Source organism: Microbacterium sp. CIAB417, from assembly GCF_022788845.1.
Genome location: NZ_JAHZUT010000004.1, coordinates 346,662 through 366,019 on the forward strand (window position 1 = coordinate 346,662; position 19,358 = coordinate 366,019).

Consider the following 19,358-nt stretch of genomic DNA (forward strand, 5'->3'; position numbering starts at 1 on the left):
CATCCCCGTTCCTCGGAGACTCCCATGCGCGTGCGCTCGTCCGTCATCGTCCTCACCACCGCCATGACCCTGGCGCTCGCCGGATGCTCCGGTGCGGGGGCGGCTTCCCCGCCCTCACCGAGCACGACGGTCGCGCCCGAGCAGGTGCCGGGATCGACGCTGGATCCGTCGGCGGCGCCCTCGCCCGCCCCGGACGGGCTGACGCTGGCCGTCGTCGCCGCGACCTCCGCCGGCGAGGAGGAGCAGATCGCGCTCGCCGCGGTACGGGAGTTCGCGACCGGGCACGACGGGACCGTGCTCGTGTTCGATCAGAGCCCGCCCGATGCAGTGGATCAGGCGCTGCGCGCCGAGGCCGACGTGATCGTGGGGATCGGTCCGGCCGTCGTCGGTGCGATCGACCTCGCCTCGGCCGCGAACCTGGACACCTCGTTCCTCGTGTTGGGCACACAGCTCGCGGAGCCGACCGAGAACGTCGTCGCGGTGGTCTGGCCCGGGGCCGACGAGCGGGCGGTGTTCGCCGACGAGGAGCTGGACTTCAGCGGAGCGGAGACCTTCGCCGCCGAGGCGATCGAGACCGGACTCGCGGCGTTCGCCTCCGGCCTCGCCGGACACGTGATCGCCCTGGACTGACCCCCGCCGCGGCATCCCGGCAGGCGTCCGAGTCGGCCCCCGAAGTGGTGCTTCGGTTCGGGGGAAGAAGGCGACGCAGCAGCGCGGATCGGCAGGAAGGCCGGGGACGCGCAGGCGTGCTGGGTTCAGTCCGTGCCGGAGTCGAACGCCGCCCCCTCGGATGCCGCGTCCACGGCATCCGCGAGAGTCTCCTCGGTCTCGGCGAGCGTCGTGCCCTCGACGGCATCCGTGATCTCGCTCGACTCGCCCGCGGTGACACGGCCGACGAGCTCGCCCGTGGCTCCGCCGACGAGGCCGAGCCCGGCGTACTGCTCGAGGCGCGCGCGCGAATCGGCGATGTCCAGGTTGCGCATGGTGAGCTGGCCGATGCGGTCGATCGGACCGAAGGCCGCGTCGCCGACGCGCTCCATCGAGAGCTTCTCGGGACCGTAGGACAGGTTCGGCGACACCGTGTCGAGGATCGTCCAGTCGTCGCCGCGGCGCAGGCGGATCGTCACCGTGCCCGAGATCGTCGAGCCGACCCAGCGCTGGATCGACTCGCGCAGCATGAGCGACTGCGGCTCGAGCCAGCGACCCTCGTACATGAGGCGTCCGAGGCGGCGGCCCTGCTCGTGGTAGGTCGCCAGGGTGTCCTCGTTGAGGATGCCGTTGACGAGGCGCTCGTACGCGATGAACAGCAGGGCCATCGCCGGGGCCTCGTAGATGCCCCGCGACTTCGCCTCGATGATGCGGTTCTCGATCTGGTCGCTCATGCCGAGGCCGTGGCGACCGCCGATCGCGTTGGCCTCCTGCACGAGCGCCACCGGGTCGGAGTACTCGACGCCGTTGATCGCGACCGGTCGACCGCCGTCGAAGGTCACCGTGACGTCCTCGGTCTCGATCGAGACCTGCGGGTCCCAGAACTTCACGCCCATGATCGGGTCGACGGTCTCGAGCGACACGTCCAGGTGCTCGAGGGTCTTGGCCTCGTGGGTCGCGCCCCAGATGTTCGCGTCCGTGGAGTAGGCCTTCTCGGCCGAGTCGCGGTACGGGAAGCCGTGCGCGACGAGCCATTCGCTCATCTCCTGCCGCCCGCCGAGCTCCGTGACGAAGTCGGCGTCCAGCCAGGGCTTGTAGATGCGCAGACGCGGGTTGGCCAGCAGGCCGTAGCGGTAGAACCGCTCGATGTCGTTGCCCTTGTAGGTGGAGCCGTCGCCCCAGATGTCGACGCCGTCCTCCTTCATGGCGCGCACGAGCAGCGTGCCCGTGACGGCGCGTCCCAGCGGCGTCGTGTTGAAGTAGGTCTTGCCGCCGGAGCGGATGTGGAAGGCTCCGCAGGACAGGGCGACGAAGCCCTCCTCGACGAGGGCCGTCTTGCAGTCGATCAGCCGCGACGCCTCGGCGCCGTACTCGAGGGCGCGGCCCGGGATCGAAGCGATGTCATCCTCGTCGTACTGTCCGAGATCGCCCGTGTACGTGAAGGGCACGGCGCCCTTGTCGCGCATCCAGGCGACGGCGACGGAGGTGTCGAGGCCCCCGGAGAATGCGATGCCGACGCGCTCGCCGACGGGGAGGGACTGAAGGACCTTGGACATGGCTCCCAGTCTATCGGCGCGCGGCGTGTCGCCTTGCCCGATGGCGGCGGGCTCCGGCGCTGCCCTGGTCGGGGCAGGGGCGGAAGAGCAGGTCGGTTAGCCTGGCTGACGAGTCATGGAGATCGGGAGGATCATGCGCCGCGTCGTCGGGACCCTGTTCGCCACCGCGCTTCTCGCCCTCGGGATGACGTCCTGCGCCGCGCCGGAACCGGTGCCCGCGGACTCGGAGGCCCCGCCCCCGACCTCGGCTCCGGCATCCCCGGGCGCCGAGGCCGCCGACGCCCTGTGCGCGTCGGGCGAGGGCGGCGGGGACGCGTGCGTCATCACCGCGCAGACAGCCGCGGAGGATCTCTCCTTCGCGGGCTACGAGGTCGTGAAGATCGTCGACTCCACCCTGCAGGGCGCGGTCACCGTCGACGGCGTGGGCGAGCTCGTGGTCACGAACACGCGATTCGGCGCGGACCTCACCGTCACCGGCGTCGACGGCGTCGTGATCAAGCTCTCCGACGTCGCGGGATCGCTCGTGCTCTCGGACGCCGAGCACGCCGCGCTCGTCCAGAACACCGTCGCCGGTGATCTCCGCTGCGAGGGCGTGAGCGCCGACGGCGACGGCAACCGTGTGACCGGCACGAACACCTGCCCGACGCGCTGAGACTGGACGCGCCCGGCTCGCCGCGCCAGAGTGTTCTCGGAGGTGCGACATGGGCGAGGCGGTGCTGTGGGGATCCGTGGCGGCGTCACCGCTCATCGTCGGCGCGCTGCTCGCGCTCTGGCGTCCCTGGCCGCCGAGGTGGCTCGGCATCGTCCTGGGCTTCGGCGCCGGCGCTCTGATGGCCTCGATCGCCTTCGAACTGTGGGAGGAGGGACTCGAGCTCGGCGGCCCCCTCCCGCTCGCGATCGGCGTCGCGGCCGGGGCGGTCTGCTACTACATCGGCGACCGGATCGTCGAGAAGCGCGCGACGTCCTCGGCGGGGCAGGGGGCGCCGCTGGCGGTCGGGGCTCTCCTCGACGGCGTCCCGGAGCAGCTCGTGCTCGGAATCGGCCTCGCGTCGGGTGAAGGGGTCAGCGTCGCGCTCGTGATCGCGATCCTCGTGTCGAACCTGCCCGAGTCGATCGGCTCGGCATCCGATCTGCTCGAAGGGGGCATGCGGCGCTCGCGGGTCATCGGCCTGTGGGCGATCGTCGCCGTCGCGTGTGCGCTCGCGACGATCGCCGGCTTCGCCCTCGCGGATGCCGTCGGCCCCGAGTTCCGGGCGGCGGCCAGCGGTTTCGCCGCCGGTGCCCTGCTCGTCATGCTCGTCGACTCGATGGTGCCGGAGGCCCAGTCCAAGGCGAAGGACGAGACCGGCCTCGCGACGGTCCTCGGGTTCGCCCTCGCGGCCGGACTGTCGATGGTGTCCTGACCCGTGCCCCTGGGCCGGCGGAACGCGCACGCGAGCACCCGAGACGGCTAGGACCCCGGATACTCCTCGAGCCGCTGCTCGAACTCGGCCCGGTCGGCTTCGCTGAGCAGCTCGGGGGCGAGGAACATGATCTGCAGACCCTCGACCGGTTCACCGGTGCGGGCCGCCTGCGCCTCGCGCGAGCGCCGGAACTCGCCGGAGTCGTCCTGGGAGGTGTCGTAGATCGTGGCGTAGAACCGACGCGGCCCGGGGTAGTCGTCGCTGTACCACTCCCACACGTCCTGTGTGCGCGGATCCGCCGATCCGTACAGCTTCTCGCGCATCGTGGCGTCGAGTCCGGACGAGGCGTCGTTCAGAGAGATGATGCCCCACATGTCGTGCTCGGCGAGCACGTCGTCGATGACGTCCATGACGGCGAGCTTGCGATCGTGATCCTGGATCGGCTCGTTCGTGCCCCATTTCTGGGACGTGTACTGCACGAGCATGGACTCCCCGCCGTATCCGTTGCGCTCGGGGCGCAGATCCTCGTCGCCCGCCGGACTCCACGTGTAGCCGAACTCCGCGCTGAGCCGCTCCTTGATGTCGGCCATTGCCGCCTCGGACGACTCCCGCACCTGTTCGAGGGAGGGACGGGACAGGATGTCCGCGCTCGGGGTGTCCTTGATCCCCGGGTAGGCCTCCTCGTGCTTCTGCTCCTCGGACTTGGCGCCCTCGTAGTTCCCGGATGCCGAGGTCTGCACGGCTCCCAGGGCGCCGACCGTCGCGACGTTGAACAGCAGCGTGATCGTCAGCGCCGCGGCTCCGAGCGCTCGACCTCGGGGCGTGAGGAGCGCCGCGATCACCACGGCGACCACGAGCAGCTGCACGGCGAGCATCGTGACGCCGTAGACGATGTCGGTGCCGCCGGAGGCGACGGCGCCGAGCAGGACGACCGCGAACAGGATGCCGGACACCAGCGCGATCCAGCCGAGAGCATCGGCCGGCTGCTTCGGTGCGTCCAGGGTGGCCACCGCGTTCTCCGTCGCGAGCGCGGCCGGATCCGGCGTGCGCCGGGCCCCGCGGTAGCCGCCGGGCGGGGGCACCGGGGGAGCACCGTCCGAGTGGGTCACGTATCGTGCGCGCTGCTGTTCGGGATCTACCATGGTCTGTCCGTCCCCGAGCCGGATCCGTCGCCGTCCTGGTTGTCCTGCCGTTCCTCGCGGCCCTGGTCGAGCCGCTCCTCGAGATCCCCGAGCTGGTCCTCGCTCGGCTGCTCCTGCTCGGGCTGCTCCTGAGGCTGCTCGCCCTCGCCGCCGTTCGGCTGCTCCTGCTGCTTCTGCTGCAGCCGGTCCTCCAACTGCTCCAGCGTGTCGCCCATGCTGCGCTGGGGATCGGAGGACTGCTCGTCCGCCTCCGGAGTGCCGCACTCCTCGGGCGTCTCCAGCGTGACCGTGAGCGCCTCGGCGTACAGCGCGGCGGCCCCGGGACCGTCGCCCTCGTCGCGGGCGGCATCGCCCATCTGCTCGATCACGAGCGCGAGGTTCACCCGCACGCCGCAGACCTCGAGCCCGTGGGCGAGAGGCAGGGCCTCCTCGAACTTCGCACGGGCCTCGGGGAGCTGCTGGGAGGCGGCCAGCCCCACGCCCACGTTGAACGGCGCCTTGTACGGCTCGAACCAGTTCAGGACCTCTTGCCCTTGACCTGCGCGGATCGTCCCCTCGGCATCGCCGACCGCGTGGGATGTGATGGCCTGGTGGGCGAAGGCGTACATGCTCAGCAGCTTGCCGGCGAACAGCACAGCGGCCAGAGTGAGCGGAAGCGTGCCGATGGCGATCCAGCGGCGGATGCTGCGGCGCCGGCGGTTCGCGGCCAGGAGCGCCGCCGCGGCGTCGGCGGGAGTCGGCTCGGTCATCGCGCGCCCCCTTCGCCCGAGGTCCGGGGAGTCCGCGCGGACAGTCCGCGCAGGCCGGCGACCCGTGCCGTCGCCACGGCGAGCTCGATCGCGAGAAGCAGCCCGATCAGCGCGGCGGCGACCCAGTACAGTTCGATGACGTCGCCGACCTCGCCGGACTCGGCATAGTTCGTCGTGGTGGTGGGCGCCTCCGGCAACTCGACGACGGCATCCGCGCTCCGGTGCTGGTAGGGGACGCCGAGCTCATCCGCGATCGTCTGCAGGTTCTGCTCGTCGATCACCGACAGGGCGTTCCCGCCCTGGTACTGGATGTAGGCGCCACCCGCACCGCCGAGACTGGTGTCCTTCATCGGCCCGCCCTCGGTCGTGCCATAGCCGAGCACGGCACCGCCGTCGGTGAACTCGGCGCTCGCCGCGAACGACTCGGGCTCGGTGGAGGCGGTCTGCTCGCCGTCCCCGAGGTAGAACACCATGCGCGAGCGCTCCGGCGACGACTCGGCGGCACCCTGCAGGGTCTCCTGGAGCACCGTGTTCGCGATGCCGATCGAACTGCCGTGCGACTGCGCGGTCACCTCGGGCCGCAGCACCTCCATGGCGGACGCCAGCGCCGTCGTGTCGGTGGTCAGCGGCAGCCGCACCTCGGCGGCCGCATCGAACGTGATCAGGGCGAAGCGTGCTCCGGGGTACTCGTCCATGATCGCCTGCACGTCCTCGCGGACGCCGTCCAGCCGAGGGCTGTCATCGTCCCAGTCCTCGGCGACGATGCTCGCCGTCGTGTCGACCACGAGGACGACGTCGGTGTCCGTCGCGAGCGTCTGGCTGGTCCCACCGGGGACGCCGGGACGCAGCAGCAGCACGCAGCACGCCAGGACGAGGACGAGCCGCATCGCCCACAGAATCCGCCCCCGTGCGCCCGGAGGCCGGATCACGCAGAACACCGCGAGCGCGATGAGCGGCAGGCAGATCAGGGCGATCAGCCACGGGTTCAGGACGGGGTCGAGGATCACAGCCGCACCCTCCACAGCACCACGATGAGGGCCAGGACGGGGATCACCAGCAGCACGATCCACAGGTCGGGATCGTCGCTCCACACCACCTGCGCCTGCCCGCGCAGCTCGGCGGCCTCCTCCTCCTGGACCTCCGCGACGATGTCCGCGACGGTCGCCGTCTCGCGCAGCCCGTACGCCGCTCCGCCCGTCGCCTCGGCGGCGGCGATGAGCGCCGCGCTCGGCTCGGTGTCCTTGCCCTCGACCGGATTCAGCGCGAAGACCCGGATCCCCTTGGACGCCGTGTACGCCGCGGCCTCCTCCAGGGTCACGATGGAGGCGCCGTTGACCTCGTTGTCCGTGGCGAGGATGATCGAGCGGCTGCGCTCGTCGCCTTCCTGGTCGAACCCCATCGCGCAGGACGCGAGCCCGTCGCCGATCAAGGAGGCGCCGGGCCCGTTGAGGGTGCCGACCCAGTGCTCGGGCACGTCCGCGCCATAGTCGAAGCTCGCCCGGATGCTCTCCAGGTGCTCCCGGACGAAGTCGTAGTCATCCGTCAGTGGAAAGATCTGCACGGCGGAGCTGTTGAAGATCGTCAACCCGATGCGCTCGCCCTCGAACCCGTCCAGCAGCTCCTCGAACACCGTCAGCACCTCGACGTCGACGTCGCTCATGGAGCCGGAGACGTCCAGACACAGCATGATGTCGCGGCTGGTGTTCACCGGCTGGACGGTCTGCGAGGACATCGGCCGCGCGGCGACCGCGCCGGCCAGCAGAACGGTCACCGAGGCGAGCGCCACGAGTCCGGACAGCACGAGGGCCCTGCGGCGGACCGCCTGCCGGAACGACGGCAGCGTGCGCAGCCGCTCCGCGCGAGCGATCGGGGCAGCATCGGCCGCGGCATCCGTGCGATGCCGGCGCAGACCGACGACGAGGCCGACCCCGGCCGCGATCAGCACCGCGACGACGGCTCCCGCGAGCATCCAGATGTTCGCTAGTTCCATGCCGTCACCACCCTGCGGGCGGCCTCGATGCCGAGTGCCGGGTCGATCGCCGGGCCGCGCCGGAACACGCTCGGGTAGTAGTGCCGGTGCAGCGCGTCGATGAGCGCCGGATGGACGCCCAGGGCGATGAGATCGTCGAGCGCGAGCACGGGCGCCTCGATGCCGCTGTACTCGTTCACGAAGGCTCGGACCGTCCGGCTGAGCTCGAGGTTCGCACGCTTGGCGTCGATGCGCCCCTCGCCGTACGCCGCCTCGATGCGGTCGATCTGCTGCAGGTACTCCCCGCGCAGCACCGCGAGGACCTCGTCCATCCTGGTGGGGCCGAGCGGCGCGGAGCCCGACAGCTCCATCCGGCGCTTCGGGCGCGTGAGCGCGATGACGATCCAGGCGGCGAGGACGAGGACGGCGAGGATGCCGAGAGCCAGCAGCAGCCAGCCCCAGCCGTACTGGGCAGGCGGGTAGAGCTCGTCAGAACCGGACATTCGCCCTCCGGTTCAGCATGCGCAGCAGGGCGCCGACGGCATCATCCTGGGTGTCCAGGTCCGCCCGGCTGATCTCCAGGGCATCGAGCACCTCGTCGCGGTGCGCGGCCTCGGCGGCCGAACGCGCCGCGAGCTCGCGGACGATCCCCTCGTCGCCCTGGACGAAGTCCGGCACCTGCCAGCGCGAGTACACGTCGGCCCGCACGCGCCCGGTGGTGTGGTCCAGCACGGGGTCGGCGTCGCGCAGCGCGATCCAGAGCACGTCGTGCTGCACGCGCAGCCGGCGCAGCAGGCGTTCGGTCTCGTCCGTGACCGGGGCCTCGTCCGTGACGACCACGAGGATCATGCGTCGGGGGATCGTGCGCGCGATGTAGCTCAGCAGCCCGTCGCGGTCCCCGGGAGCGGTGCTGGTGTCGATCGCGTGGTCGATCCGGCGCAGCGCGTGCTCGAGGGCGCCCTCGCTGCGCGCCGGGGCCATCCGGCGGATGCCCGAGGCATCGCCGTGGACCACCGTGAAGTCGTCGCCGTGACGCAGCGTGAGGATGCCGAGAGCTCCGGTCGCGAGGATCGCGAGCTCCTTCTTCGGCCGCTCGTCCTGGGCGAGCGCGGTCATGCCGCGCCCGGTGTCGACGACGAACATCACCGTGTGCATGCGGGTCGCGCGATGCCTCTTGACGAGCGGTGAGCCCTGCTTGGCCGTCGCCCTCCAGTCGATGTCGCGCACCTGATCGCCGTACTCGTAGGCGCGCAGGTCCTCGAAGTCGTGACTGCGGCCGCGCAGCAGGGACGCGTACGCCCCGTCGAGCGCATGCATCGACTTCTGCGACGAGTGGATGAAGAGCTTCGCCCTCACCCGGGTGATCAGGGAGGGCATGCGTCAGGGAGTCGGCACCGCGGCGAAGATGAGATCGATGATGTCCTCGCTGCGCACGCCCTCGGCATCCGCCTCGAAGGTCAGGAGCACGCGATGGCGCAGCACGAGGTGGCGGAGCGTCCGGATGTCCTCCGGCACGACGTGCGTGCGGCCCTGCAGCAGGGCGAGCGCGCGGGAGGCCTGCAGGAAGGCGATGGATGCCCGGGGGCTGGCGCCGTACTTGATGAGCCGGGCGCTTTCCTCGCCGATGTACGGGGCGGGATTGCGGGTGACGTAGGCGAGCTGGACGATGTAATTGCGGATCGACGCGTCGACGTAGACCCGGCTCGCGATGTCCTGCAGCTGCTCGATGTCCGCGAGCGTGACCGCGCTGGAGACGTGACGATCGGGGTCGAGCACGCCGGAGTCGATGCGGCTGAGGATCTCGAACTCCTCGGCGGGGCTCGGGTACTCGACGATCTCCTTGAGCAGGAATCGGTCCATCTGGGCCTCGGGCAGCTCGTAGGTGCCCTCCTGCTCGATCGGGTTCTGGGTCGCGATGACGAGGAACGGGCGCGGCAGGTGATGCACCTCCCCGCCGATGGTCGTCTGGTGCTCCTGCATCGCCTCGAGCATGGCGGACTGGGTCTTGGCGCTGGAGCGGTTGATCTCGTCGAGCAGCACGAAGTTCGCGTGCACCGGCCCGAGCACGGTGCGGAACGATCCGGTCGCGGCGTCGTAGATCTGGTTGCCGGTGATGTCGCTGGGCAGCAGGTCGGGCGTGCACTGGATGCGCTTGAACTGCGCGCGGACCGTGTCGGCGAGGGTGCTGGCCGCCGTGGTCTTCGCGAGGCCGGGCACGCTCTCGAGGAGGATGTGGCCGCCGGCGATGAGAGCGATGAGGAGGCTCAGACGCAACCGCTCCTGGCCGACCATCTTGGCCGAGTACGCCTCAGAGATGACCCGCAGCACCTCGGTCGCGCGGGCGAGCTCGGCGTCCGTGGTCCGGGCATCGGATGCCGCGGCGACCGGGGATGCCGGAGGCGATGCCGCCGGTGCGGGAGGCGCCGCGGGGGACGTCGGCGAGCTCGTCGGGACGCTGCTGATCGGCGCAGCCGGCGCGGGCGGAGGCGGAGGGATCGCTGGTCCGCCGGTGGCCGCGGGATGGGGCTGGTTCATCACTGTCTCCTCGATCGCGCCGGGGGACACGTCGATGCCGTTCCCCCGGGAAACAGCGTAACCCGCGGGTCAGTGGCCGATGACGCCCTGGAGGTCGACCGCCACCTTGATCGCGGTGATCGTCTCGCGCTTGTGCAGGTTCTCGACCTTCGCAGCCCCGCCGAGGGAGAGCAGCGGCACGAAGATGAACGACTGATCGTAGGGCAGTTCTCCGTGCGCGGCCACGGCCTCGGGGAAGATGTCCCAGTCGTAGGAGTCGGACAGGTGGGCCGCGCCGCCTCGTCTGACCAGGTTGAAGAACGTCTTCATGGACCCCTGCCCCTTGGTGTCGCCGATGCGATACATGATCGCGATGACGCCGGGGTGGCTGGGCTCCCACGTGATGAGGTCACCGAGTCCGGTGACGGCGAACGGGATGGCGATGCCGTCGCCCTGGGTCTTGCCGATGCAGTCCCCGACCTCGGCCTCGTACAGTTTCGGGTCGATGAGACGGATGAAACCCTGACCGAAGGTCCCGTACCCGTAGTTCTCCCAGACCTCGATCAACTCGTCCGGAACGCGACCCCGGTACTCCTCGATGATCTCCGCCGGAACCGGGGCGTGCGGAACGAAATCAGCGATCTGAACCATGGCACCAACCTATCGGAGGACGACGTTGATGAAGGTGTTGTCGAGATCGACGCCGGGATTGGCGTTGAGGAAATCGATGACGGCGGCGTCGATGTCCCCGACGCGAGAGCGCCATTGGGAGCCGAGAGATGAATTGATGCGCGTGTCGCCGACGCCAGAGATGTCGGTGACGTCACCGCCTGCGATGCCGTCGAGACGATGCGTCGCTGCCTGCCCCTTCAGCCACTCGGACGCGAGGTCCTTCGCGTCGTCGTAGTCGAGGTCGTCGTCAGCGTCGAGCAGCTCATTGATCTTGTCCTTCAGCGCGTTGTCCCGAGCGTCCTGCTGGGCCCGCAGCGAGTCCGAGGTGCGACCGTTCTCGAGATACTCGATGCGGTTCTTCAGCCAGTCGGACAGCGGCATCTTCTGCAGCGTGTCCATCTGCTCGTCGTACTGACGGTTGTACTCGTCCGAGTCGTGCTTCTTGTTCTTCTTGAACTTCTTGAGGCTGACGTCGACCTTGCCGTCGTAGTTGTCACGGTCACGGACCTCGCGGATCACGGTGTCGAGGTGACCGTCCATGTTGGCGGTGAGCTGGTGGAGCTTGTGGTCGGCGTGGGCGAAGCCCTTCAAGGCGGCCTGCTTGAGTTCTCGGATGATCGGTTTGATCGCGCTCATCAGTCGTCTCCTCCGAAGTCGAGTGCGGAGAAGTCCGCGAAGAACGTCGATGTCAGTGACTGGATGTCGGCGCCGTGGACCTGCATCGTCGTGCGGGCGTCCTCGAGTGCCTGCAGGTCGGCGTAGAACTCGTCCGAGTCACCTGCGGTGGCCTCCACCATCGGGGCGTCCAGGATCGCGTCGATCACGGCCGGCAGCTGCTCCGCGAGCGGTTCGATCGCCATCGGCGCCAGCTGGTTGAGCAACTGTTCGACGGCGATGTCGACGGCCGCGTTGAGCAGCTTCTTCTTGATCAGCAGCATCGGACCCGCCCCGGCCGCGGTGATCGGGTTGGTCAGCATCGCGACCAGCGTGATCATCGTGGAGGTGACATCGACGATCACCTTCATCTTCAACGCGAAGATCGCATCCGCCCCGATGTCCATCGCCGTCGCCGCCGGCGGCATGATGTCGATCAGCTTCTGCAGGTTCTGCGACCGGTTCGTGTTCCACGCCGACATCGTCGCAGGCCCTGCCTGACCCCGCATCGCCGACCCCACGTCACCGTTGATCTTCCGATCCACAGCCTGGATCACGTCCTCGAGATCGCTCCCGAAGTTCCGCACCAGGGTGGCACCCTTGCGAACCTCATCCTCATCGATGTCCGGCCACTCGAACCCCAGCTTCTCCATCACCCAGACAAGCTCGTTCGGCAACATCATCCCCACAACGCACCACCTCCAGCGAGCACGATACGTCGAAAGTCGGTCGCTGCCCATGGGTAGTAGGACCCATGCGAACCGCCGTCTGTCCCCCGAACGGCCGACAGACGGTGATGCCGGCGGCGTCTAACGTGGGGAAGCCGCCGCGGATCCGCAGCGCCGGCGCGAACGAGAAGAGAGCGAAATGAGCACGACGCCGACCCCTACACGCAGCGACACGCTCTGGCGCGTGACGATCGTCGCGATCTTCGTGATCGGGGTGGGGACGGCCATCGCCGCGCCGCTGCTCAACGGCAATCCGCGGTCATTCCTGACGGGGTTGCCGATCATCGCGTTCGGCATCCTGATCGCCGCGATCCGTTCGCTCAAGCGCTGAACCCCGGCGAGGGTCAGTCCTCGCTGGAGTGAAGGCGCCGCCGCGCCGACAGCAGGGTCACCTCGAGGTGCTCCTCGGCGAGCAGCCGCTCGGCGCGATCCAGCACGTCCCGGACGTGGGCGGCATCCGCTCCGACGACGGTCACGCCCAGCTGAGCGCGACGATGCAGGTCGTGCGCCCCCACTTCGGCGGCTGCCGCCTCGGTGCGACGCGATAGATCGGCGATCAGCGGACGCAGGATGGCGCGCTTCTCCTTCAGCGAGTGCACGTCGCCGAGAAGCAGGTCGAACTCGATCCAGCCGATCCACACGCGTCGAGTATGGCAGGCCGGAGGGCGGAGAGGAGATCCGGCGGCCGACGTTCACGCGAACGGGGGATTCGCGCATTGGGGAGGGGCGAACGTCGGCCGCCGAGCTTGGGGGAGTCCTTCAGCGGCTCCAGTCTTCGTCGCGCTCGTCTCGACCGTCTCGACGATCGTCGTCGCGGTGCTTGTCGCCGTCCGGGTGGCGGGGGTCGGCGGGATCGACCCGGGCCGGGCCGTCGTGATCGTCGACCCATTCCTTCCAGTCGTCCCAATCGGCCCAGTCGCCCCTGCCCTCGTCCTCGAGCCACTGCTTCCATTCGCCCCAGTCGTCGTCGTCGCTCGTCGGAGGCGCCGGCGGTGCGGGAGGAGCCGGTTCGACAGCGCCCTGCTGGTCGTCGTCCTGGACGACGGGCTCGGGCGTCGGGGACGGCGGGATCGGAGCGGCCGTCGCCGGGACGTCGGGCTCGGACGTGGCGTCCAGCACGGTCTCCTTGTCGGTCACGGCCGAATCGACCGTCACGACATCGGTGACGACGCCGCCGGGGATGACCTGGCTGCTGGATTCGTTCGACACGACCGCGAACGCCACCACGGGGGCGGCAACGACGCCGAGGCAGAGCGCGCCGACGGCGGCAGCCGTCACGACGGTCCTCTTCTGCATCGCTTCCTCCCCGGGCCGCGCTGAAGCGCTTCGGTCCGCGTCCCAGCATGCGGGACGCTTCTAAGGCGGACGGTAAACGAACATGAAAGATCCTTTAGACACGACTGCTGTCGCGGCATCCGGATCCCGGACAATGGATGCCATGTCCTCGCGTGCGCAGCCCGCACCCGACGCGCGCACCGACGCCGCCGGGTTCTCGGTGCGGGCGCGTCTGACGATCGTGATCACGCTCGTGGCGGCCCTGGGCATGCTCGTCGTCGGCGGCGTCGTCTACGCCGTCGAGCGGCACCGCATCACCGAGGCCGTGCAGGAGCAGCTCATCGCGGACCTCGAGTCGGCGCGCCTCATCGTCGGGACGCCCCCACCGGGCGGGTGGGCGGACGCCACCGAGGCCCTCGCGAGCATCATGCGCGTGCTCGTCCCGGGCAAGACCAGCGGCGCCGTCGGCATCATCGACGGGACGGTCGCGCTCGTGCCCGGCGTCGGGCGCAGCGTGGAACCCGGTGAGGACGGCGCGTTCGTCGACCGGGTCGTCTCCGAGGCGTCGAACGGCGACCTCGTGTCGGGTGTCTACCGCGAGAACGGCGCGAACTGGTCGTATCTCGTCGCCCCTGTCGAGGTCTCCTCCGATCCGGATGCCGAGGCGCTGTTCGTCATGGTCTACGACCTGGATCTCGAGTTCGGCGGACTCGAGCTCTCGGCCAGGGCGTACCTGATCACGGCGGTCGGCGCGGTCGCCGTGATCGCCGCGGTGTCCTGGTTCGTCGCCACCCGGCTTCTGCGCCCCCTGCGGGACATGCGCGAGATGGCGGAGCGCGTGTCGGCGCTCTCGCTGGACGAGCGCCTGCCGCTGCGCGGCCGCGACGACGTGTCCGGGCTCGCGCGCACCATGAACGGCATGCTCGACCGCCTCGACGAAGCGATGGCGGCGCAGCGCCGTCTGCTGGGCGACGTGGGCCACGAGCTCAAGACGCCGCTGACGATCGTGCACGGCTACCTCGACGTCATGGATGCCAGGGATCCGATCGACATCGAGCAGACGCGTCGCCTCGCGATCGACGAGATCGAGCGCATGGGGCGCCTCGTCGGGGATCTCGTGGACGTCGCCGTTCTCCTCGACGACGAGGGCCTGCTGCGCGCGCACGTCCCGGCCGGGACGCTGCTACGCACGATCGCGCAGAAGGCGAGCATGCTCGCCGGCACGGAGATCGTCGTCGCCGGTGCGGCCGAGGTGGATGCCGAGATCGACGCCCCGCGCATCACGCAGGCCATGCTGCAGCTGATCCAGAACGCAGCGACGCACGGCGGCGGCGTCATCGAGCTGTCCTCGTCGGTGGCGGGCGGTCGGCTGCTGCTGCGGGTGCGCGACCACGGTCCCGGCATCCCGGACGAGGACAAGGACCGCATCTTCGAACGCTTCCAGCGACTCCAGCAGGGCGGCCGGGGTCCGGACGGCAGCGGTCTCGGCCTCAGCATCGTGCAGCTCATCGCGCAGCAGCACGGCGGCGAGGTCCGGGTCGCCGACGCGCCCGGCGGCGGTTCGGTGTTCGTCCTCGACATCCCGCTGTCGCCGGACGTCTCCGAGGACGGCGTTACGCTGGATCGGCCCGATCGACCGACAGGAGGCGAGTGAGATGCCGTCCATCCTCATCGCCGACGACGAACCGCGCATCGCCGGGTTCCTGGAGAAGGGCCTGCGCGCGGCCGGGTTCACCACGCGGGTCGCCCGCACGGGCCGGCAGGCGCTCGAGCTCGCGCTCACGGACGAGTTCGATCTGCTCGTGCTCGATGTGAACATGCCCGAGCTGACGGGGTTCGAGGTGCTCGAGCAGCTGCGCGGATCCGGCTCGCAGCTGCCGATCATCATGCTCACGGTGCGCATCGAGCTGCGCGACACCCTCACCGGTCTCGAGGGCGGCGCCGACGACTACATCGCCAAGCCCTTCCGATTCGAGGAGCTGCTGGCGCGGATCCGGCTGCGCATGCGGCAGAGCCGCACGCCCGCCGTGACCGAGCTCACCCACGGCGACCTCACGATCGACCTGTCGGCGCGTCGCGCGCGCATCGACGGAGTCGAGATCGACCTCACGGCGAGGGAGTTCGCGCTCGCCGAGGAGTTCGTGCGGCACCCGGGTCAGGTGCTGAGCCGCGAGGTTCTGCTCAGCCGCATCTGGGGCTACGACTTCGATCCCGGATCCAACGTCGTCGACGTCTACATCGGGCATCTGCGGGGCAAGCTCGGGGCCGAGCGGATCGAGACCGTCCGCGGGATGGGCTATCGGATGCCGTGACCCTGCGCGGCCGCCGGCTCCGGCGCGATCCGCTCCGGGGTGCGACCACGGCGGCGCCCGATCCCCACGACGAAGGCCCCGATGCCGACGATGACCGCAGCGATGGCGAGGACGTACCCGGCCACGCCGAGATAGCCGCCCGGCACCTGGTGCGGGTCGAGGAACGGGTACGGGTACCACCACGGCGTTCCGGTGCGCGGCGAGGTGATGAACTCCGCCCGCACCAGGGTGTAGATCGCCCACACGATCGGGAACGCCACGACGACCCACAGCGAGCGCCAGGGCAGGGCCCGTCTCCGCGGCGCGAACAGCACGTCGAGCAGCATGATCACGGGCATCACGACGTGCAGCGTCTCGTTCGTCCAGGCGTCCGAGATGCCGGCGATCGGGATGTGACGCAGAAGCACGTTGTACACGATCCCGGTCACGATCATGTAGGTGCTCGCGCAGACGAACAGCGTCGCCAGCCAGGCGGGTTCGGCGTCAGACCGGCGTCGAGTCGCCAGCATCCAGATCCCGCCGATCATGAGCGCGACCACCGCCGACAGGTTGGAGAGGATCGTGAAGTAGCTGAAGAAGTTCGTCATGACGGTCGGCAGATCCCTCGCCCACGCTGAGTCGGCCGCGAGCGCGTTGACGATCGCGATCGTCGCCTGACGGATGATCGCAGCAGCACCGAGTGCGGCCGCGGCGAGACGGACGTAGGGCCACCAGGTCATATGTTCCTCCGGGCGCCAGCGTAGCGGGACTTCCGCGCGGAAGGATATATCGGTATACCTGGAGCCGGAACGGGAGTTCGGACATGGGGAACGACACGCGCTCGCTGCGAGAGCGGCTCCGGATGCCGCCGGACGCTCCGGTGCCGCTGGGTGAGCGCGTACACGAGGCCCTCTCCGACGCCATCCTCGACGAACGGCTGGCGCCCGGCGAGCACCTGAACGACAAGGACATCGCCGAGGCCCTCGGCGTCTCGCGCACGCCCGTCCGCGAGGCGCTGCAGCGGCTCGCCTGGGCGGGCCTCGTCGAGGTCTCGCCCAGCCGGTACACGCGCGTGACCGAGATCGACGAGGAGCTGGTCTCCGCCGCGCTCGAGTTCACGGGCCTGCAGGCGGGGATCGCGTTGCAGCTCGCGGTGCAGCGGATGGGCGACGCCGAGCTCGCCGAGGCCGTCGGGCTGCTGGACCGCATGATCGCCGCCAGCGACGCGGGCGACGCCGCGGCTCTCATGCTGGCGTCGCGCCTTTTCGTCGGCTGCCTCGCGCAGCGATCCGGGAACCCCGTGCTCGGGCGGAGCATGCACGAGGCCGGGCAGGTGCTGGAACGCGTTCTGCGGCGGTCGCGCGTCGAGCTCGGCACCAGGGAGCTGCGCCGGGACTGCTACCAGCGCATGCGCCGAGCGATGCTGGCGCGGGACGCGGACGCGGCCGAGCACTGGTTCCGCATTCAGCACGGTGTGGGCGTGCCGGCGGATGACCGCGGCATCCGGTCGCGGTGATCGCGGAGTCCCGGGGGTTCCGTGGCAGACCGGTATATCGCTAGAGTCGTGCCGAGCGGGATGACGCACGGCGAGGGAGGGCGCATGAGCGACGGAACGACAGCGGCAGGCGGGAAGACGAGGAAGCGGTGGCTGCGGCGCGGCGGCGGCCTCAGCATCCAGTCCAAACTCCTGATCATGCTGCTGGCGGTCAGTCTCCTCTCCTCGATCGTCGTCGGCGCGATCGGCTTCATCAACGGCCGGCAGTCTCTCCATGACGCGGCGGTGGACCAGCTGATCACGATCCGGTCGATGCGGGCGGCCGAGGTCTCGGACGCGATCGAGAGCGTCCGGCGCGACGCCTCGCTGAATTCGCGCAATCTCAGTGCGCAGAACATGTCCGTTGCGATCAACGAGGGCTTCGAGCAGCTCCAGCAGCAGGAACTCACCCCCGATGAGCGCGCTCAGCTGGAGGCGTACTACACCGACACCTTCATTCCCGAACTCGAGACGCGCGCCGGCGAGGAGTACGGCGACGTCGCCTTCATCCCCGAGTCGACCGCCGGTCAGTACGCGCAGCTGCACTACACGCTCGGCAATCAGGACTTCGACGCCGACTACGACACGGTCCTGGCCCGGAACGACGCCGGCGACGGCTCGACGTACTCCGCGGCGACCGAGCGCTACGGGGACTACTTCACCCGGCTGATCACCGAGGCCGGCTACGAGGACGCGCTCTTGCTCAACCTCGAGGGCGATGTCGTCTTCAGCGCCTACAAGGGGATCGACCTCGGCACGAACCTCTCGACCGGACCGTACCGCGATTCGCTTCTGGCGCAGGCGTACACGGAGGCCGTCGCCACGAACTCCGTCACCACGGTCGTGCTCACCGATTTCGAGCGCTGGATTCCGTCCCTGAACGTCCCCACGTTCTGGGTCGTGTCCCCGGTCGGCAACGACGAGCGCATCACCGGGGCGATCGCCTTCCAGATGTCCCTCGACACGATCAACGACGTCACGACCGGGTCCGAGGGCTGGAAGGCCCAGGGGCTCGGTGACACCGGCGAGGTGTATCTGGTGGGCCTCGACGATCTCATGCGCAGCAATTCGCGCCGCCTGATCGAGGACCCCGACTCCTATGCGCAGCGGGCGATCAGCGGCGGCACCCCGCCGACGGTCGCCGAGCGGATCGTCGAGGTCGGGGGCACCGTCCTGCTGCAGCCGGTCAACACGTGGGCGGTCGGCGAGGCGCAGGCCGGGCGCAGCGGGACGACCACGGGCACCGACTATCTGGGCGGTGACAGCGTGACAGCGTACGCGCCACTCGAGGTCGAAGGATTGGACTGGGTGATCATCGCCCGCATCGACTCGGCCGAGGCGTTCGCCCCGGTCGCGGACTTCACCCGCAACGTGCTGCTGACGCTGCTCGGCATCATCCTCGCCGTCTCGTTGCTGTCGCTCGCGCTGGCGCAGGTGTTCACACGGCCCATCCACCGGCTGGTCGGCGCGGTGCACCGCGTGGCGGAAGGGGATCTGGACGTGCAGGTGCCCCAGGGGTCGCGGGACGAGTTCGGAGACCTCGGCGACGCCTTCAACGACATGGCCTCGAGCCTGCGCATCAAGCAGGATCTCATCGAGGAGCAGCAGAAGGAGAATGAGAAGCTGCTGCACACGCTCATGCCGGAGAGCGTGGCGGCCAAGTATCGCCAGGGCGACGAGACGATCACCGAGGCGCACGAGAACGTGTCGGTCGTGTTCGCCGAGCTCGTCGGCTTCGACGACTTCGCCCGCGACCTGACGGCCGAGCAGGAGATCGCGCTGCTGAACACCCTGATGCGGGGCTTCGATGAAGCGGCCGAGAAGGCGGGGGTCGAGAAGGTCCGTACGCTGCGCGGCGGGTACCTCGCCTCATCGGGGCTGGCGGTGCCGCGCGTCGACAACGTCCGCCGCAGCGTCGAGTTCGCACGCGGGCTGCGCGACGCCGTCGAGCGGTTCAACGCCCAGAACGGCAGCTCGATCGCGATCCGCGCCGGCGTCGACTCCGGCACGGTGACGAGCGGTCTGGTCGCACGGACCAACCTCGCCTACGACCTGTGGGGCGATGCCGTGAACCTCGCCTACCGGGTGCGTTCGGTGACCGGTGAGCCGGGCATCTTTGTCAGCCAGACCGTCCGCGATCGCACGCAGGAGCTGTTCACCTACGTCGAAGCGGGCACGGTCGAAGCGCAGGGACGCACCGAGACCGTGTGGAAGGTCGCCTGA

22 protein-coding genes are annotated in these 19,358 nt (G+C 69.6%); 8 read left to right on the forward strand and 14 right to left on the reverse strand.

What is annotated here, in order from left to right; genetic code table 11:
- Nucleotides 1-24 precede the first annotated feature (24 nt).
- Nucleotides 25-630, forward strand: a complete 606-nt coding sequence (locus KYX17_RS19085; RefSeq protein ID WP_243228579.1) for a hypothetical protein — start codon at nt 25-27, stop codon at nt 628-630.
- A gap of 125 nt (nt 631-755) precedes the next feature.
- Here KYX17_RS19085 and argG read toward each other — a convergent pair whose 3' ends face one another.
- Nucleotides 756-2,204: an argininosuccinate synthase gene (gene argG / locus KYX17_RS19090; protein WP_243228581.1), complete on the reverse strand. Its 1,449-nt coding sequence runs from the start codon at nt 2,202-2,204 to the stop codon at nt 756-758.
- Between the two features lie 115 nt (nt 2,205-2,319).
- Here argG and KYX17_RS19095 point away from each other — a divergent pair, with 115 nt between their 5' ends.
- Nucleotides 2,320-2,856: a hypothetical protein gene (locus KYX17_RS19095; protein ID WP_243228582.1), complete on the forward strand. Its 537-nt coding sequence runs from the start codon at nt 2,320-2,322 to the stop codon at nt 2,854-2,856.
- 49 nt (nt 2,857-2,905) lie between these two features.
- Entirely contained in the window at nt 2,906-3,607 is a 702-nt protein-coding gene (locus KYX17_RS19100; protein ID WP_243228584.1) for a ZIP family metal transporter, read from the forward strand.
- 47 nt (nt 3,608-3,654) lie between these two features.
- On the opposite strand, the gene KYX17_RS19105 is transcribed toward KYX17_RS19100, so the two are convergent.
- From KYX17_RS19105 to KYX17_RS19150, 10 genes are all read right to left on the reverse strand, one after another.
- Nucleotides 3,655-4,749 carry an LppA family lipoprotein gene (locus KYX17_RS19105; RefSeq protein ID WP_243228586.1) on the reverse strand — a complete coding sequence of 365 codons (1,095 nt, stop codon included), beginning with the start codon at nt 4,747-4,749 and terminating at the stop codon, nt 3,655-3,657.
- Entirely contained in the window at nt 4,743-5,498 is a 756-nt protein-coding gene (locus KYX17_RS19110) for a hypothetical protein (protein WP_243228588.1), read from the reverse strand. The genes KYX17_RS19105 and KYX17_RS19110 overlap by 7 nt, the downstream gene beginning before the upstream one ends.
- Entirely contained in the window at nt 5,495-6,505 is a 1,011-nt protein-coding gene (locus KYX17_RS19115) for a VWA domain-containing protein (RefSeq protein WP_243228590.1), read from the reverse strand. Before KYX17_RS19115 ends, KYX17_RS19110 begins: the two co-directional genes overlap by 4 nt.
- Nucleotides 6,502-7,488, reverse strand: a complete 987-nt coding sequence (locus KYX17_RS19120; RefSeq protein ID WP_243228592.1) for a VWA domain-containing protein — start codon at nt 7,486-7,488, stop codon at nt 6,502-6,504. The genes KYX17_RS19115 and KYX17_RS19120 overlap by 4 nt, the downstream gene beginning before the upstream one ends.
- Entirely contained in the window at nt 7,479-7,970 is a 492-nt protein-coding gene (locus KYX17_RS19125; RefSeq protein ID WP_243228594.1) for a hypothetical protein, read from the reverse strand. The genes KYX17_RS19120 and KYX17_RS19125 overlap by 10 nt, the downstream gene beginning before the upstream one ends.
- The gene (locus KYX17_RS19130) at nt 7,957-8,844 is read right to left on the reverse strand and encodes a DUF58 domain-containing protein (RefSeq protein WP_243228596.1); all 888 of its coding nucleotides are present in this window, start codon (nt 8,842-8,844) and stop codon (nt 7,957-7,959) included. The genes KYX17_RS19125 and KYX17_RS19130 overlap by 14 nt, the downstream gene beginning before the upstream one ends.
- A 3-nt stretch (nt 8,845-8,847) precedes the next feature.
- Complete coding sequence (locus KYX17_RS19135; protein WP_243228597.1) at nt 8,848-10,002, reverse strand: MoxR family ATPase; 1,155 nt, start codon at nt 10,000-10,002, stop codon at nt 8,848-8,850.
- Between the two features lie 69 nt (nt 10,003-10,071).
- The gene (locus tag KYX17_RS19140) at nt 10,072-10,632 is read right to left on the reverse strand and encodes a GAD-like domain-containing protein (RefSeq protein ID WP_243228599.1); all 561 of its coding nucleotides are present in this window, start codon (nt 10,630-10,632) and stop codon (nt 10,072-10,074) included.
- 9 nt (nt 10,633-10,641) lie between these two features.
- Complete coding sequence (locus KYX17_RS19145; RefSeq protein WP_243228601.1) at nt 10,642-11,289, reverse strand: polymorphic toxin type 15 domain-containing protein; 648 nt, start codon at nt 11,287-11,289, stop codon at nt 10,642-10,644.
- On the reverse strand, nt 11,289-11,990 hold the full coding sequence (locus tag KYX17_RS19150; RefSeq protein WP_243228603.1) for a hypothetical protein: 702 nt from the start codon (nt 11,988-11,990) through the stop codon (nt 11,289-11,291). The genes KYX17_RS19145 and KYX17_RS19150 overlap by 1 nt, the downstream gene beginning before the upstream one ends.
- Nucleotides 11,991-12,174: 184 nt before the next feature.
- On the opposite strand from KYX17_RS19150, the gene KYX17_RS19155 reads away from it, so the two are divergent.
- The gene (locus tag KYX17_RS19155; protein ID WP_243228605.1) at nt 12,175-12,366 is read left to right on the forward strand and encodes a hypothetical protein; all 192 of its coding nucleotides are present in this window, start codon (nt 12,175-12,177) and stop codon (nt 12,364-12,366) included.
- A gap of 13 nt (nt 12,367-12,379) precedes the next feature.
- On the opposite strand, the gene KYX17_RS19160 is transcribed toward KYX17_RS19155, so the two are convergent.
- Together KYX17_RS19160 and KYX17_RS19165 are read right to left on the reverse strand one after the other, a co-directional pair.
- Nucleotides 12,380-12,676 carry a DUF503 domain-containing protein gene (locus KYX17_RS19160; RefSeq protein ID WP_243228607.1) on the reverse strand — a complete coding sequence of 99 codons (297 nt, stop codon included), beginning with the start codon at nt 12,674-12,676 and terminating at the stop codon, nt 12,380-12,382.
- Nucleotides 12,677-12,794: 118 nt separating this feature from the next.
- Nucleotides 12,795-13,331: a hypothetical protein gene (locus KYX17_RS19165; RefSeq protein WP_243228609.1), complete on the reverse strand. Its 537-nt coding sequence runs from the start codon at nt 13,329-13,331 to the stop codon at nt 12,795-12,797.
- Nucleotides 13,332-13,473: 142 nt separating this feature from the next.
- On the opposite strand from KYX17_RS19165, the gene KYX17_RS19170 reads away from it, so the two are divergent.
- A complete protein-coding gene (locus KYX17_RS19170) occupies nt 13,474-14,964 on the forward strand; it encodes a cell wall metabolism sensor histidine kinase WalK (RefSeq protein ID WP_243228610.1) in 1,491 nt (496 codons plus the stop codon).
- Nucleotide 14,965: 1 nt separating this feature from the next.
- Nucleotides 14,966-15,622 carry a response regulator transcription factor gene (locus KYX17_RS19175; protein ID WP_243228612.1) on the forward strand — a complete coding sequence of 219 codons (657 nt, stop codon included), beginning with the start codon at nt 14,966-14,968 and terminating at the stop codon, nt 15,620-15,622.
- On the opposite strand, the gene KYX17_RS19180 is transcribed toward KYX17_RS19175, so the two are convergent.
- Complete coding sequence (locus KYX17_RS19180; protein ID WP_243228614.1) at nt 15,607-16,341, reverse strand: Pr6Pr family membrane protein; 735 nt, start codon at nt 16,339-16,341, stop codon at nt 15,607-15,609. The two genes, KYX17_RS19175 and KYX17_RS19180, sit on opposite strands and share 16 nt — an antisense overlap.
- Nucleotides 16,342-16,424: 83 nt before the next feature.
- On the opposite strand from KYX17_RS19180, the gene KYX17_RS32090 reads away from it, so the two are divergent.
- Nucleotides 16,425-17,117 carry a GntR family transcriptional regulator gene (locus tag KYX17_RS32090; protein WP_283818184.1) on the forward strand — a complete coding sequence of 231 codons (693 nt, stop codon included), beginning with the start codon at nt 16,425-16,427 and terminating at the stop codon, nt 17,115-17,117.
- 84 nt (nt 17,118-17,201) lie between these two features.
- A complete protein-coding gene (locus tag KYX17_RS19195; protein ID WP_243228616.1) occupies nt 17,202-19,358 on the forward strand; it encodes an adenylate/guanylate cyclase domain-containing protein in 2,157 nt (718 codons plus the stop codon).